Source organism: Pseudomonas fitomaticsae, assembly GCF_021018765.1.
Taxonomy (GTDB): domain Bacteria; phylum Pseudomonadota; class Gammaproteobacteria; order Pseudomonadales; family Pseudomonadaceae; genus Aquipseudomonas; species Aquipseudomonas fitomaticsae.
In genome coordinates, this window is sequence record NZ_CP075567.1 from 3,049,764 (window position 1) to 3,064,389 (window position 14,626).

Here is a 14,626-nt window from a genome sequence, read left to right on the forward strand (position 1 = left end):
GGTCAGATGAAGCGGCAACTGATCTGGCCAAGTCGGGTCAGGTGCAAGTGCAGGCTGTCCCCGGCCACGACCGGCGTCATCGGCCCCAGGGCGCCAGAAAGCAGCACGTCGCCGGCCTGCAAGGGACGGCCCATCCGGGCCATGGTGCGAGCCAGCCAAAGGCAGGCGTCCACCGGATTGCCAAGGCACGCGGCACCGACACCGATCGAGGCCGTGGCGGCATTCTTTTCCAGCAGCATGCCTTCCAGCCGAAGGTCCAGCGAGGCGAGTGGAGTCGGCTGTTTACCCAGCACATACAGCCCTGATGAAGCGTTGTCCGCCACCGTGTCCACCAGCGATATGTTCCAGTTCTCGATGGCCGAATCGACGATTTCCAGCGCAGGCACCACGTACTCCACCGCCCGCAGCAGTTCCGCGAGGGTCGTATCTTCATATGGAAGATCGCGGCCCAGAACGAACGCAATCTCGCCTTCGGCCTTGGGCTGGATCAACTGACTGATCTGGATTTCACCGCCATCGACAATTTCCATATCAGCGAACAGCATGCCGAAATCCGGTTGATCGACGCCCAGTTGCTGTTGCACGGCAGCCGAGGTCAGTCCGATTTTACGGCCGACCAGACGCCGTCCCAGGGCCAGCGCCAGTTGAGTGTTGATCTCCTGTACGGCATAGGCGCCGGTCAACGAATCGATACCGAAAGTGGACGAGATCCGCGCACAGGGTTCGCGTTGTTCGCGTGCTCTTGCCAAGGCAGCGGCGGCGTCTTGCAGAGGCTTCAAAGGGAACTGGCTCATGCGATTTTCCTCAGCAGCCGGGGTTCTTCCGCGACGACGTCAGCACCAGAACTCCATTGCAGCTGGAACTTGAGTTCGTTGATCGCCCGATCCAGATCCGCAGCCTCGATCATGGCGAAGGTGAATTTGTCCGGGCGCACGACGGCGACGGCTCCGCTGGAAAACCCCGAGCGCTTGAACCACGCGACCATCTCACCCTGCACATCCTCCAATTCGAGCAGTTCACTGGTATTGGAGCGACCGGTATCGGCGCCCTGTGGACGGGTGCCGAACGGGAAGAGGGTGGCGAAACGCGTGTTCTGGATATCCAGCAGTTTCCGGGAGGCCTGACTCAGGTGGGCGCGTGGATCGACCTCAAGTCCTATCAAGGCAAAACCGTCGCCCAGCAGATCATCGAGCAATACACGCTGGCCCTTGAAGGTGCGGACTTCGGGTTGCGGAATCATCCGACCTTCAGGCGAGCGCCGGTGGCGGCGTGGCATGCCCAGATAGCTGTCAGGGGCATAGGTGGGGGCCGGTTTGAAACGGCCTTCGCGAACATAGCGGCCGAGAAATGGTGTCGCCAGGACGGTCTTGACCAGTAGGTTGCGCATCAGGCTGGAAACCGGACTGGACATCGAGACGAAGTCTTTCATCTGCACGGAAATATCAATCATCGCCTTGGCATGGTGGAAGCGTTCGCTGCCATAGGTGTCGAGCAGCCGTTCACCGGCTTGCCCCTTGATCACGGCGTCGATTTTCCACGCCAGGTTGTAGGCGTCACGCACGCCGGAACTCATGCCCTGGCCCATGAACTGCGGCGTCATGTGGGCAGCATCGCCGGCAATCATTACCCGACCCTTGCGCCAATCTTTCGCCACCAGGGCGTTGAAGGTGTAGACAAGCTTGCGTTTGACCTCGAACTTGTCCGGATCGACGTAACGGCTGATCAGGCTGCGCACCACGGTCGGGTCTTCCATCTGTTCGCGAGTCTGGCCGGGCATCAGCATGAATTCGAAGCGATGGAAACGACCGGGCTGAGGACAGCAGACCGTCGGACAATCCGGGTCGCAGATGAAGCTGAAGTAGGGCAGATGACGCAAGGCATCCTCGCCTTCCTTCATCTCCAGGTCGACCACCAGCCAGGGTTCGGGAAAATTCTTGCCACTCATGCCGATGCCCAAGGCCTCACGGACCGTACTGCGGCCGCCGTCCGCCCCCACCAGATAGCGCCCGCGGATGGTTTGCGGGTCCGGATCGACTTCGGATGCCTGCCGGGCATCTGTCGCATCACTGAAACGAAAGGTGCTGGTGGCCTGATGGGTCACGGTCACCCCATGTTCATCCTGTGTGAACTGCGTGAGCTCGCGGCCACGGGCGACCCGCACATTGGGGTAACGCTCGAGCAGATTGCTCAGCGTGGTTTCCAGCCAGGGCTGGTAAAGGAAGTTGATGATCGGCCAGCCATAGGGGCGATCGAGGCGCCAGTACTGGCCGAGGATCTTGCCATTGGCCAGCACCCACTGAGCGGGGGTATCGACTTGCATGTTGGCTGAAAGCTCGGCGGCAACGCCGGCCGCCTGCATGACGCGCATGCATTCGTCGTCCGTATAGACCGCCCGGGCGTTGCCATAAAACAGTGGCTCGCGTTCCAGCACAAGCACCGACAGACCACGCTTGCCGAGCAGATGCGCGAGCGTGGCGCCCGTCGGGCCGAGCCCGGAAATAATCACGTCGACGCTCGTTACAGACTCGTTTTTGTTATTCATGACGATATCTCTCTTACAGCGGTGAATATTCGGGCTTGAGCAACGAACGTGTGCCGCGGGCGAAGTTGGCCAGGTTGGTGGTCAGCGTGTGCCAGGCACCGCTTTTCTGCGGGCGATGCCCCCACAGGCTGATGCCTTGATAGGAGGTTGTGCGCCAATGCGCCTCATCGACCACCCTGGCATTGCAACCCAGTTCCAGCTCGAAACCGCTGGGGCTCATCACGTAGAACGATTGCTCACGGTCGTTGGGGTGCTCACCGATTTCGTGGGCCATTTCGAAACCGAGCGTGCGGCAGCGCAAATAGGCGTTGGTCAGTTCGCTGACCGAGGTGGTCAGCATGTTCATGTGTTGCACACGGGTACGAATCGGATCCATCGGCAGGCCACGCAAACGGGCGATGGCAATCGAGTGGTGACGTTCGTTGACCCGGAAGAAATCAATGTCCAGGGTCACTCCGGCAATCCGCTCGACGATGTGGTCGCTGGCTCTTGCATCAAATATTTCCTGCCAGAAACGTTGCATCTGCTGTGGTTTGCGCGAGGTGATCGCCAAGTGGCCCATCCCGGCGGAACCGGTGATGAAACCTGCACTGAGCATGTTCAGTGGCTTGTCGGTCAGCAGCGGCTCCCAGAACAGCTCGACGGCCATGCGTTTGGGGCCGAGCACCCGCCAGAACCTTTTCACGCCGCGTTTTTCGGCTTCCTCCGGTTGGCTGGGCTGCGCTTGGATACCGAGGCGTTGCAGGCGCTTGAGGACTTCGTCGAGCGTGGCCTGATCGCGTAACTGCCAGCCGACGGCAAGAAAATCTTCCTGCGGACCGCGCTGGATGATGATCCGCCGCTGGTGCTGATCCATACGAAAAGCCAGGGTTTGTTCGTCTGAGCTGGCCAGATGCAGGCCGATGCCGTGCTGGAGCAACTCACGCCAACGCGCCAGGTGGCGAGACTCGATCAACGCATAGCCCATGCTGCTGGCGCCGAAGATGTCCGGCGTTGTTCGACTGATCGTTGCTTGATTGTTCATGACGACAACTCAGCGCGCTGTGCGACTGGCGAGGAACGCCAGGGTCACGGAGTTGAATTCGTCCGCACGTTCCCACTGCACCCAATGACCGGTCCGGCTGAACAGGTAGAGGTTGCAATCGGGCATGCGGCTGCGCAGCGCCTCGCCGCCGCTGGGACGATTGACCTTGTCGTCCGCGCCCCAGAGCACCAGGGTCGGAACCTGGCAATGCTTGAGGCGCGAATCGCGGGTGAAATCCCAGCGCGAGAAGCGGGGAATACCGGTTGGCCGGCGCAGGGGAGGGGCCGCAATCACCTGCGGGTCGATACTCGCCTCGAAACGTTCGCGGATCATTTCGTCACTGACCTGGCTGCCGTCATACACCAGGTAGTCGCGGATAAAACGCGTGATCTTGGCCAGCGTCGGGCCTTCACCGTTGTAGTAGTCGAGCAACAGCTTGAGACCCGGTGTCGGCAGGCTGCGAGTGGTATTGACGCCACCGGGGCCCATCAGCACCAGAGCCGACACCCGGCCGGGTGCGTCCAGCGCCATGCGCAAGGCACAGGCACCACCCAAAGAGTTGCCCACCACGTGAGCGCTGCTGATGTTCAGGGTGTCGAGCAGGCCGAGCATCGTCTCCGCCAGATCGCCGAAGGGGTCCTTGCGATCCACACCTTTGGTGGATCGGCCATAACCGGGCATGTCGACCACAATGACGCGGAACTGCCGGGCAAGCGATTCGATATTGCGCGAGTAGTTGGAGAGCCCCGAGGCTCCCGCTCCGCCACCGTGAAGCATCAGCAGGGGATGGCCGACGCCCGTTTCGCTGATGAAAATCTGCCGCCGACCCACTTGTACCGTTCGCGAGGTCAGGGCAGGAAGAGGTTCTTTATTGTTCATTGTCAGTTCCTGGCGTGAGGCACTTCGACCCGGGCGGTGGGTCCGTGCTTGCGACAGACTCTAACACTCAAGATTAGAATTGAACAACAGTGTTCAATTGTCTTTTTGCGGGCAATAAAAAAGCCAGATTCCCCAAGGGATCTGGCTCAAGAAAAATCAGCGTAGGACTTCAGGCTGCGAGAAGGGGCAGATCCTGTGTAGCGATGCCGCGCGCTTCATCGGCTGGCACGCCGAGCGCCCTGAGAACGAATTCGGCCATATCGGAACCCGCGTCGCGCCAGGTCTTGTGACCCTGAAGTACCAGCATCGTGGCCCCCAGCACGCCGCCACCGATCATCGCCATCACCGAAGGCAGTTGCTCCTGTCGAAAGCTGTATTGCTCACTGCTCAGGCCGCTGAGCACATCGTGCATGGGCGGTCCGCTCCACATCTGTTGCAGCGTCTCATTGCTGGCCCCGTAGCGCACGATGAACGCCCCCCAGTGCGGCTCTTCATGGGCGCGGCGGATATACAGGCGGATACCGGTGGCCAGGCGGACGGCGGGGGACGCATGGGGATCTGTACTGCGCGCGGCCCTGTCGTTCATTTCTGCACTGAGCTGGCTGGCGACATCTTCGAACAGCGTCTCCACCGAGTTGAGGTTGTTGTAGATCGTGCCGCGCGCTACCCCGGCGATCTGTGCCAGTTCGCTGACATTGACCTCTTCGACACGTTTCTCGACAAACAGCCGGATCGCAGCTTCATGGATGCGCTTCTGCACGGGACTGAGTTTCAAAGCAATGAACTCCAACGGAGAGATTCCGGACATTGAACAAGCGCGTTCAAAATAAAGCAAATCAGCGTTTGTCGATCATTGACATAATTGAACACAAATGTTCAATATTGATCTCGAAAGTTGTACGCCCACCGAGCACAGTTCTTTACCCAGTGGCCGCAGTAGCTCGGTCGAAGCCCAAACAAGAGAGTCAGCATGTCAATCAAGCAAGGCCGTATCGATGTCCACCATCACATCATTCCACCCGCATTCGTCGACGCGATGAATGCCAGAGGACTGCTCGCTGTCGCGGGGGCGCCGCTGCCAGCCTGGACGCCGGAAAAATCCATTGAGGTGATGGATGCGAACGGCATCGAGCGGGCGATCACCTCGCTGTCTGCGCCCGGCGTCCACTTCGGCGACGGGGTCCGACAGGCCAGCGAGCTGGCGCGCTGTTGCAACGAATTCGCCGCGCAGATGCGTTCGCGCTACCCGAGCCGCTTCGGCAACTTCGCGGTGCTGCCGATGCCGTTCACCGAGGCCGCCTGCCGTGAAGCCGTTCATGCGCTGGACGTGCTCAAGGCTGAGGGCATTGTTTTGCTGGGCAGCACCGACGGGGTGTTTCTGGGTGATCCGCGCTTCGACGAACTGATGGCCGAACTCGACCGCCGAAAAGCCGTGGTATTCATCCATCCCAACATGCACCAGACCAGCGAAAGCATCGGTCTGCAGACCCCGGGATTTCTCATCGAGTTTCTCTGCGATACCACACGCGCGGCGGTCAATCTGATCCTCGGCGGGACCATGGAACGCTATCCCGGTATTCGCTGGATTCTGTCCCACTCCGGCGGCTTCCTGCCGTTTGTGGCCTGGCGTGTCTCGCTGGCCAACATGTTGCCGGAATTTCAGCAGCACGCGCCGCAAGGCGTCATGACCTACATCCGTCGCTTTTACTTCGACACGGCGTTGTCACCGTCACCTTATTCCATGGCGGCGCTCAAGGAACTGGTGGAACCGTCACACATTCTTTTCGGCAGTGACTATCCCTTCGCCCCGGCTCCCGCCACGGCGCTGCAGTGCCGGACGCTGGAAAGCCTGGAGATGTGGTCGCCGGCGATCATGCACGGCATCAACCGGGCCCATGCACTCAGTCTTTTTCCTCAGTACCGCCAGCCAAATGAAGTGGTCACCCCGGCGCCGATCTATGAGGGCGAATCCTTCTCTCAACGCTTGCGACGCAGCATGACCCGACCGATCGGTGCGCTGGCCGAGCGGATGCGCAAACGCTGAATCAATCCGTCGCCAAGGATGGGCGGCGACGTTTCACATCATTGAATCCAGAGATTCACCCGCGTGCCTCGGGTGTTCGCGCCCGCCAAAAAAATAACAAGAGCCAAATCATGACAATAAGAAATCAGCTTTGCGTGCTGGGGCTTTGCCTCACCTCCACTCAACTCCTGGCCAACGGCCTGCAAATCAACGAACAGAGCATAAGCTCCGCAGGCAAGGCTTATTCCGGTCGGGCTTCTGATGTTCAGGACGCCTCCATCGTTTACGGCAACCCCGCCGGCATGTCCCGTCTGGCGGGTGAACATGTCAGTGGCGGTCTCAGTTTCATCGATGTCAGTTCGCGCATCAGCAACGTCAATACCACGGTGTCGGGCACTTCACACGGCGATATGGTGCCTGATCCGATCGTCGTGCCATCGGGCTTCTACACGCTGCAACTCAACGATGACTGGCACGTGGGGTTCGGGGTTTACGCCCCTTTTGGCGGGAGCACGGACTATGAGAGCTACTTCCAGGGACGCTACCGCAGTTCGCAAACTCAGGTGAAGGTCGTCACCTTGCAGCCGACGGTCAGTTACCGGGTCAATGATCAACTGTCTGTGGGGTTTGGGCCGACGATCAACCGTATCGACGGGCTGCTCGAAAGCAAGATCGCCAACAGCGCGGTGGGCGGGCAGGGCGACGGGACTGTCAAAGTCACCGGCGACGACACGGCCATGGGCTTCAGTCTGGGCATCCTGTTCGACCCGCTCGACGACCTGACCCTGGGGCTCACCTATCACTCCAGAGTCGACTACAAACTGAGCGGAAACACCAAGGTCTCCGGTGCCAATGGATTGCTGGCACCGATCCCGGGGCTGGGGCTGCCGGGGCTCAACGGCAAATATGACGCGAGCCTGGATTTCACCTCACCGGAAACGGTCGATGCCTCGGCGACCTGGCGCATCAATGATCGACTGGATGTCTCCGCCGGCGCGTTGTGGAGTCGCTGGAGCCGCGTGCAGGAATTGAGGGTGCTGAACTCCGGCGTGCCACAGGCCTATGGCCCTTTCGATACGATCCTCGAAACCCTGAAGTGGCGTGATACCTGGTCGTTCTCCACCGGCATGTCCTATCGCCTGAACAAGCAATGGAAGGTTCGTGGCGGGATCGCCTATGAGCCGACGCCGATGCCCAATCAGTACACATCCACCCGTGCACCAACGGGAGACCGGAAGATTTTCACGGTGGGCCTGAACTGGCAGATGACCGATCAGACCTCTCTGGATCTGGGATACGGCTACATCCACGAAGACCCGGTGAAGGTTTCACAGGACACGACGCAGGGTGGCCTGCGCCCGGGTTATAGCGCCACCTACCAGAACACGGTCAATGGCGTTGGGCTGCAGTTGAATCACAGCTTCTGATCAGTCTTGACGAGCCGTTTGGCGTGCTGCTTCAGAGATGATCGGCGTCGATGATCGCCTGAGCGAAGGCTTTCGGGTCTTCCTGCGGCAGGTTGTGACCGATGCCGCCATTGATCAGACGAAACTGGTATTTGCCGGTGAAGCGTTTGGCGTAGTCCTCGGGCGCCGGGTGCGGCGCGCCGTTGGCATCGCCTTCCAGGGTGATGGTCGGCACGCTGATCGACGGCGCGGTGGCGAGTTTCTGTTCCAGTGCCTCGTACTGGCTTTCACCCTGCACCAGGCCCAGACGCCAGCGGTAGTTGAACACGGTGATCGCGACGTGATCCGGGTTCTGCAAGGCCTTGGCGCTGCGGTCGAACGTGGCGTCGTCGAAGGCCCATTTCGGTGACGCCAGTTGCCAGATCAGCTTGGCGAAATCATGGGTGTTCCTGGTGTAACCGGCCTCACCACGGTCGGTGGCGAAGTAGAACTGATACCACCATTGCAGCTCGGCCTTGGGCGGCAGCGGGTTCTTGCCGGCGGCCTGATTGCCGATCAGGTAACCGCTGACCGACACCAGCGCCTTGACCCGCTCCGGCCACAGCGCCGAAACGATGTCCGCCGAACGCGCGCCCCAGTCGTAGCCGCCGAGCACGGCTTGCTTGATCTTCAGCGCGTCCATGAAATCGATCACGTCACTGGCCAGCGCCGCCGGCTGACCGTTGCGCACGGTCTTGTCGGACAGGAAATGCGTGTCGCCATAACCCCGGGCATACGGCATCAGCACCCGATAACCTTTGGCCGCCAAAAGCGGCGCGACGTCGTCATAGCTGTGAATGTCATACGGCCAGCCGTGCAGCAGAATCACCACCGGACCATTGGCCGGGCCGGTTTCGGCGTAGGCCACGTTCAGCAGGCCGGCCTTCACATGCTTGAGCGGGCCGAAGGGCAGGTCGGTTTTGACGCTGGCGGCTTCGGTCTTGACCGGCTCCGGTGCTGCGGTTTGCGCCTGGGCGAACGCGCCGAATTGCAACAGTGCGGTGGCGAGCAGCGACAGGCCCAGCAGGCGGCGACGGTTTTTCCCGGTGGTGACGGTGGCGAGTGGTGCGTGCTTCATGGCAAGTCTCCTTACGATCGGCGAGGGCCGGGTTCTGGCTGAACCCTTCGAATCTGGAGTCCATTAAAGACTGGCCACGTATCTGCGCTGTTTCCGTTTTCGTGGGCTGATGCGCGGGCATGTATCCGGGAGACGTTCGTACACACTGCGATACAAACCTGCGGCCAACAAAAAGCCCCGAATGTTCGGGGCTCTTGCTTGCCTTGGGCTTCAGGCCTGAGTGACGTGCTTGGGCCCGGCCAGCGCCCAGGCGATCAGCCCGAACAGCGGCACAAACACGATCAATACAATCCACACGCCTTTGTTGCTGGATTTTCCCTCACTCTTGCGCACCCGGTTGATCGCCCACAATTCGATGAGCAAAAGAACGACGGCCAATACGATCCACGTGGTTTCAAGTTGCATGGGCTACCTCCTGATGGTCATTGGGTTAGGCGGGGCATGCCACTCAGGGTTCATTAAATTTGCTGGATGGTTTGCCTGGGGCACCTGCACAAATGTTCTAAACCGATCGGCAAAGTCGCGGTAACGTAGACGCCTTTGACGAACAATCACTGCCTTCGGAGCCTTGCGTGGACAAACGCAACTGGATCGAGCTGTCTCAGGATGCCGACACCGGGATCGAGTCGATTCGTGCCCATTTCCAGGGCCATGCCTACGATCCGCACTGGCACGACAGCTTTCTGGTGGGCGTCACCGAGCAGGGCGTGCAGCAGTTTCATTGCCGGCGCGTGCGGCATCTGAGTACGCCGGGCAAGATTTTCATGCTGGAGCCGGGTGAGATCCACGACGGGCACGCGCCGACGGAGGAGGGCTTCACCTATTCCATGCTCTACCTCGACCCGCACTGGCTGGAGCGCGAATTGCGCGTGCTGTTCGAGCATGCGCCGGACAACAGCCAACTCGGGTTCACCGATACCCTGAGTCAGGATTCGCGCCTGTCCACCGCCATCAATCAAGCTTTCAACGCCCTTCATCAAGGCGACTTGCGCATCGTGCGCCAGACCGCCATCGACACCTTGCTCGGTTCGCTGACGTCCCACCTCGATTGGCGTAAACGCCAGCCGTTCGATCCGCGCCTGCCACGGGTAGCCCAAGTGGCGCGGGACTATCTGCATGCGCACGCTTTCGAGGACATCGGGCTGGACGTCTTGGCCCAGGCCTGCGGAGTCGATCGCTTTCGTCTGACCCGTGCGTTCAAGGCCGCTTTCGGGTTGGCGCCCCATGCCTATCTGATTCAGTTGCGCCTGGCCCGCGCCCGGCAATTGCTGGCGCGCGGCGAAACACCCGCCACCGTCGCCAGCGCCCTCGGTTTCGCCGATCAAAGCCATCTCGGGCGCTGGTTCCGCCGTGCCTATCACCTGACGCCGGCGGACTACCGCAAGCGCTGCTCAAACCTTCCAGACTGAACCCCGCGTAACCGCGACCATGACTTCCTGTTCTGATTCGGGAGTCCTGTCATGGAATCATTGTTGCCATTTCTGCTGTTTTCCTTCGTCGCCTCGATCACCCCGGGGCCGACCAATATTCTGGTGATGAGCCACAGCTCGCGGCGCGGTCTGACGGCCACCGTGCCGATCATCTTCGGTGCGTGTGTGTCGGCGGCGCTGGTGGTGTTGGTGGTCGGGCTTGGCGTGGGGGAAACCTTGCTGCGCTATCCCCGTGTGCAGCAGGCCATGGCCTGGGCCGGGGTGCTCTGGCTGAGCTGGCTGGCGTGGCAGATCTTTCGCAGCACGCCGCCGTCGCTGGATTCGGCCACAACGGCAGATGGCGGCTTTAGCGTGTTCGGCGCCGCCGGCCTGCAATTGATCAACCCCAAGGTCTGGATGATGGCCGTGGCGGTGGTGAGCGTGTTTGCCGGTGGCAGCGAGGACAGCGCACGGATGGCGTTGTTGTCGCTGGCGTTTCTGCTGGTCAGTCTGCCGTGCATGACGGCGTGGGCGCTGCTGGGCGTGGGCAGCGCGCGGTTCTTTGGCTCGCCACGGGCGTTTCGGCGCATGAATGCCGGGCTGGCGCTTCTGTTGTTGCTGTCGGCCTGGTTGACGGTGTTGGCGTAGCCGTCGCGGTTGGTCACATAAATTTGAATTGCCCGCCGTTGCCCTCCAGAATCGCGCCCCGATCCGGCCACCAACGCCGGGCGTTCAGAGTGAAAGGGGTTGCGGTTGAACGAACAGACATTGTCCATGCGCCTGGAGCGGGTGGCGGCGCACGTGCCCGCCGGTGCGCGGCTGGCCGATATCGGCTCGGATCACGGTTACTTGCCGGTGGCTCTGATGCGCCGTGGCGCGATCGCGACGGCGGTGGCGGGCGAGATGGCCGAGACGCCGTTCCGTTCGGCGCAACGCACCGTGCGCGAAAACGACCTTGAGCAGCAGATCACCGTGCGTCTGGCCAATGGCTTGATGGCAGTCGAATCGTCCGACGGGATCACGGCAATTACCGTGTGCGGCATGGGCGGCGAGACCATCCGCGACATTCTCGACGCCGGCAAGGCGCGTCTGAGCGGCCGCGAACGCCTGATCCTGCAACCCAACGGCGGCGAGCAACCGCTGCGCCAATGGCTGATGGACAACGACTACCGAATCCTCTGTGAGGAAATCCTGCGGGAGAACCGTTTCGACTACGAAATCATCGTGGCCGAGCGCGGCGAGCCGGTGACGTACACCGCCGAGGAACTGTTCTTCGGGCCATTGCAATTGCAGGCGCGCAGTCCGGCGTTTGTCAGCAAGTGGAAGCATCGGTTGCGGCACAAGCAGCAGACGCTGGCTCATTTTGGGCGGGCACGGCATGGGGTGTGCGAGCGCAAGGTGCAGGATCTGAAGCAGCAAGTGCGCTGGATTACTGACGTGCTGGGGTGAAGTAGGCCCAACGCTGATATCATCCAACCACTTTCAAGCAGGCCAAAAAACACCATGAACCGTCAGAAAAAACTGCAACAGCTCTTCAAGGAAAAATCCAGAAAGGCCAACGCCAAACTGGCACCCAAGAGCAACAAGCCGAAGTACATCAGCAAGGCGGATCGTTTGAAGCTGGCGGCGGAAGCGGCGCCAGATTCGATTGAAACCCCTGAGGTCTGATCAAGCAGGCGCGCAGCAGGTTTTCCCTCAGGTACTCGGCGGCTTCGCCAGTTCAATTCCTGCCGCCCCCAGCCGCTTGAGAATCTCGAACAGCAAATCACTCTTGGTCGTTCCGACAATCCTCGGGCTCGCCACATACCCGGTCACCGTCAACGTAATCCCGTCCGGCGTCAGCTTGCTGAAACGCACGAACGGCGCGGGTTTTTCGAGGATGGTTTCGTGTTCCTTGTAGGTGTCGAACAGCAGGTTCTGCACCTGTTCGGGGTCGATATCCAGCGGGAACATCAGCTCCAGCGTCGCCACGCCCTGGGCGCTGCCGCCGAGGGTGACGTTGCGCAGGTTCTGGGAGATCAGTTGCGAGTTGGGCACGATCACGATCGAGCGGTCACTGAGCTGGATTTCAGTGGCGCGCACGTTGATCCGGCGGATGTCGCCCTCGACGCCGCTGATGCTGATCAGGTCGCCGACCTTGACCGGGCGTTCGGTGAGCAGGATCAGCCCCGAGACGAAGTTCTTCACGATCTCCTGCAAGCCGAAGCCGATGCCCACCGACAGGGCGCTGACGATCCACGCCAGGTTAGTCCATTGCACGCCCAGCGATGACAGGGTCAGCAGGATCACCACCGCATAACCGATGTTGGAAAACAGCGTGCTCAGCGAGGCGCACATGCCCGGGTCCATGTCGGTCTTGGGCAGAAATTCATTGTCGAGCCAGCGGCGCAGGGCGCGGATCAGGTAGATGCCGATCAGCAGCGCCAGCATCGCGTTGAGCAAATGGCCGGGGACGATGTTCAGTTTGCGCAGGCCGGCGCCACCGAGGATCGTGCCGATGTTGTTGGCCAGTTGGCCAAGGGTGGTGCCGATGCCGCCGACGAACAGCGTGATGACCGCCAACAGCAACAGCGCCGCCCGACCGAACCCGGCCAGCAGGGTCGAAGCCTGTTCGAGACGCCGATCACCCACGCCGAGCAGCTGCTTAAGCGCCTTGCCGCTGGAGTGGCGGGGCGAGAAGAAGTATTCGCAGCTGTCCTTGAGCAACTGCATCAGCAGGTAAAAGCCGGAAAACACGATAAACGCCCACACCAGTTCGTAGGTGATGAACCGCGCGAGCGACACATACCCCGTCAGCAGGGCGCCGAACGACAGCACCATCGACAGGGTGGCGACGGTGTAAATCACCCCGGCAAAGGTGTTGCCGGCCACCTGCGTATCCCCGGCCGCCGCCAACACTTTGCGCACTCTGCCGACGCGCATCAGCAACGTCGTGACGATGCCGAGCACCACCAGCGCAATGATGCCCCGGCCTGCAATCACGATCTGGCTGCTCATGCCGGAGGCATTGCTGACCTGCACCGACGTCACCAGCACCAGCAGCGTCGCGGCCAGGATCCGTGCAAACGGCTGCAGCGTATCGGCGACCTCGTCGGCCACCCCCGGCAGTCGCCATGACGGGTGTTCGGTGGACAGCAACGCGCGGCTGAGCCCTGTGATCAACACGCAGGCGTAAACGACTTTCTCGAACTCCTCGGAAAACGTCGCCAGCATCGGCGGCAACGGCACGTGACGGGTGCACGCGTAGTACAACAATTCCAGGGCGATGGCGGTGGTCGCGAGTGTTGCCAGTGCCGAGGCAAACGCCAGTGAACTGCGACGCAGCCGACCCTCCGGCATGCGATGAATACACACCCAGGCCATCCAGCGGTCAGCGAGCCGCCGTCCGAACGTCCAGACGATGAACGCCAATATCACCAGCAGCGCGGTGTAAAAACGCTGGCCGGGTTGCCACGCCTCGGCGCCGGTCTGTTGCACTTGCTCGACGAAAAACCGCAGGCGCTGGCGGTCATCTGCCGATGGATTGACAAGGGGCGACCAGAAACCGGGATTCAGAATGCTGTGGGTGCTGAGCGTCAGTTCGCTTTCGAGCAACGTGCGGCGGATGCCGGCGATCTGGGTGATCAGGTCCGTTGCGCTTTGCTTGAGGGTGGCGAGGTTCTTCAGCGCGGTATCGACCTTGGTTTTCTGCTCGATCAACGTCGCCCGTTGAGCGGCGATATCGGCTTGTTCAGCGGCGACCGCTTCGGCTGGTGCTGCGCCCAGCACGCCCAGTTGCACGGTCAGTTGCGCCTGCTGCGGCAACAGCGAGGCCGATAGCCGATCGATGTCCAGAATGAACGTCTGCACCCGATCCTGCGGGCCTTCGAGCTGGTTGTAATTATTGGCGGACGAGATCTGCTGCTTGAGGCCGTCGAGGCGCAGTTGCAAGGCTTGCAGATCGCTTTGCGTGACGCCGGGGAGCGGGGCGCCGGTGCTGACATCGGGAGTGCCGGGCAAGTCGGCGGCCGACACCGCCACGCCCCCCGAACCGAGCAAGAGCAGGGCGATGAACATCAATGACTTCAATGCATTACGCATGGGACTGGCCGATTCCGGTTGATCACACAAACATTGAGGTTAGGTGATCGGGCGCCTGCTGCATCATTTTCTGCTGCTAATCCTGGCTTAATGCGTGTCCGGTGAGATCGCCGGGCAGCCGATTGTAGGCGCCCGTTTTCACGACT

General features: G+C 61.1%; 14 protein-coding genes. 6 read left to right on the top strand and 8 right to left on the bottom strand.

The features are described 5' to 3' along the window. Positions 1–2 precede the first annotated feature (2 nt). The 5 genes from KJY40_RS13720 to KJY40_RS13740 all read right to left on the bottom strand — a co-directional run bounded on the left by KJY40_RS13720 (position 3) and on the right by KJY40_RS13740 (position 5,220). Positions 3–794, bottom strand: a complete 792-nt coding sequence (locus KJY40_RS13720) for a 2-keto-4-pentenoate hydratase (protein ID WP_230737456.1) — start codon at positions 792–794, stop codon at positions 3–5. Next, complete coding sequence (gene mhpA / locus KJY40_RS13725; protein WP_230737457.1) at positions 791–2,542, bottom strand: bifunctional 3-(3-hydroxy-phenyl)propionate/3-hydroxycinnamic acid hydroxylase MhpA; 1,752 nt, start codon at positions 2,540–2,542, stop codon at positions 791–793. The genes KJY40_RS13720 and mhpA overlap by 4 nt, the downstream gene beginning before the upstream one ends. Before the next feature lie 13 nt (positions 2,543–2,555). Further along, a complete protein-coding gene (locus KJY40_RS13730) occupies positions 2,556–3,566 on the bottom strand; it encodes a VOC family protein (RefSeq protein ID WP_230737459.1) in 1,011 nt (336 codons plus the stop codon). A 9-nt stretch (positions 3,567–3,575) separates the two neighbouring features. Then, positions 3,576–4,445: an alpha/beta fold hydrolase gene (locus tag KJY40_RS13735; RefSeq protein ID WP_230737460.1), complete on the bottom strand. Its 870-nt coding sequence runs from the start codon at positions 4,443–4,445 to the stop codon at positions 3,576–3,578. A 169-nt stretch (positions 4,446–4,614) separates the two neighbouring features. Next, positions 4,615–5,220, bottom strand: a complete 606-nt coding sequence (locus KJY40_RS13740) for a TetR/AcrR family transcriptional regulator (protein WP_085710178.1) — start codon at positions 5,218–5,220, stop codon at positions 4,615–4,617. A 195-nt stretch (positions 5,221–5,415) separates the two neighbouring features. On the opposite strand from KJY40_RS13740, the gene KJY40_RS13745 reads away from it, so the two are divergent. Together KJY40_RS13745 and KJY40_RS13750 are read left to right on the top strand one after the other, a co-directional pair. Continuing rightward, positions 5,416–6,489 carry an amidohydrolase family protein gene (locus KJY40_RS13745; RefSeq protein ID WP_230737461.1) on the top strand — a complete coding sequence of 358 codons (1,074 nt, stop codon included), beginning with the start codon at positions 5,416–5,418 and terminating at the stop codon, positions 6,487–6,489. 110 nt (positions 6,490–6,599) lie between these two features. Then, positions 6,600–7,895 (top strand): OmpP1/FadL family transporter, encoded by a 1,296-nt coding sequence (locus KJY40_RS13750; RefSeq protein ID WP_230737462.1) that lies wholly within the window; start codon positions 6,600–6,602, stop codon positions 7,893–7,895. 31 nt (positions 7,896–7,926) lie between these two features. Here the strand turns inward: KJY40_RS13750 and KJY40_RS13755 are convergent, their stop codons facing one another. Both KJY40_RS13755 and KJY40_RS13760 read right to left on the bottom strand, forming a co-directional pair. Next, a complete protein-coding gene (locus KJY40_RS13755) occupies positions 7,927–8,991 on the bottom strand; it encodes an alpha/beta fold hydrolase (protein ID WP_230737463.1) in 1,065 nt (354 codons plus the stop codon). 210 nt (positions 8,992–9,201) lie between these two features. Beyond that, entirely contained in the window at positions 9,202–9,396 is a 195-nt protein-coding gene (locus tag KJY40_RS13760) for a PLDc N-terminal domain-containing protein (RefSeq protein WP_115077583.1), read from the bottom strand. Positions 9,397–9,563: 167 nt separating this feature from the next. Here KJY40_RS13760 and KJY40_RS13765 point away from each other — a divergent pair, with 167 nt between their 5' ends. The 4 genes from KJY40_RS13765 to KJY40_RS13780 all read left to right on the top strand — a co-directional run bounded on the left by KJY40_RS13765 (position 9,564) and on the right by KJY40_RS13780 (position 12,068). Next, positions 9,564–10,400, top strand: a complete 837-nt coding sequence (locus KJY40_RS13765; RefSeq protein ID WP_230737464.1) for an AraC family transcriptional regulator — start codon at positions 9,564–9,566, stop codon at positions 10,398–10,400. Positions 10,401–10,451: 51 nt separating this feature from the next. Then, entirely contained in the window at positions 10,452–11,048 is a 597-nt protein-coding gene (locus tag KJY40_RS13770; protein ID WP_230737465.1) for a LysE family translocator, read from the top strand. Positions 11,049–11,153: 105 nt separating this feature from the next. After that, the gene (locus tag KJY40_RS13775) at positions 11,154–11,849 is read left to right on the top strand and encodes a tRNA (adenine(22)-N(1))-methyltransferase (protein WP_321576990.1); all 696 of its coding nucleotides are present in this window, start codon (positions 11,154–11,156) and stop codon (positions 11,847–11,849) included. A gap of 54 nt (positions 11,850–11,903) precedes the next feature. Continuing rightward, a complete protein-coding gene (locus KJY40_RS13780) occupies positions 11,904–12,068 on the top strand; it encodes a DUF2986 domain-containing protein (protein ID WP_230737466.1) in 165 nt (54 codons plus the stop codon). A gap of 27 nt (positions 12,069–12,095) precedes the next feature. Here the strand turns inward: KJY40_RS13780 and KJY40_RS13785 are convergent, their stop codons facing one another. Next, entirely contained in the window at positions 12,096–14,480 is a 2,385-nt protein-coding gene (locus KJY40_RS13785; RefSeq protein WP_230737467.1) for a DUF3772 domain-containing protein, read from the bottom strand. Positions 14,481–14,626: the final 146 nt, after the last annotated feature.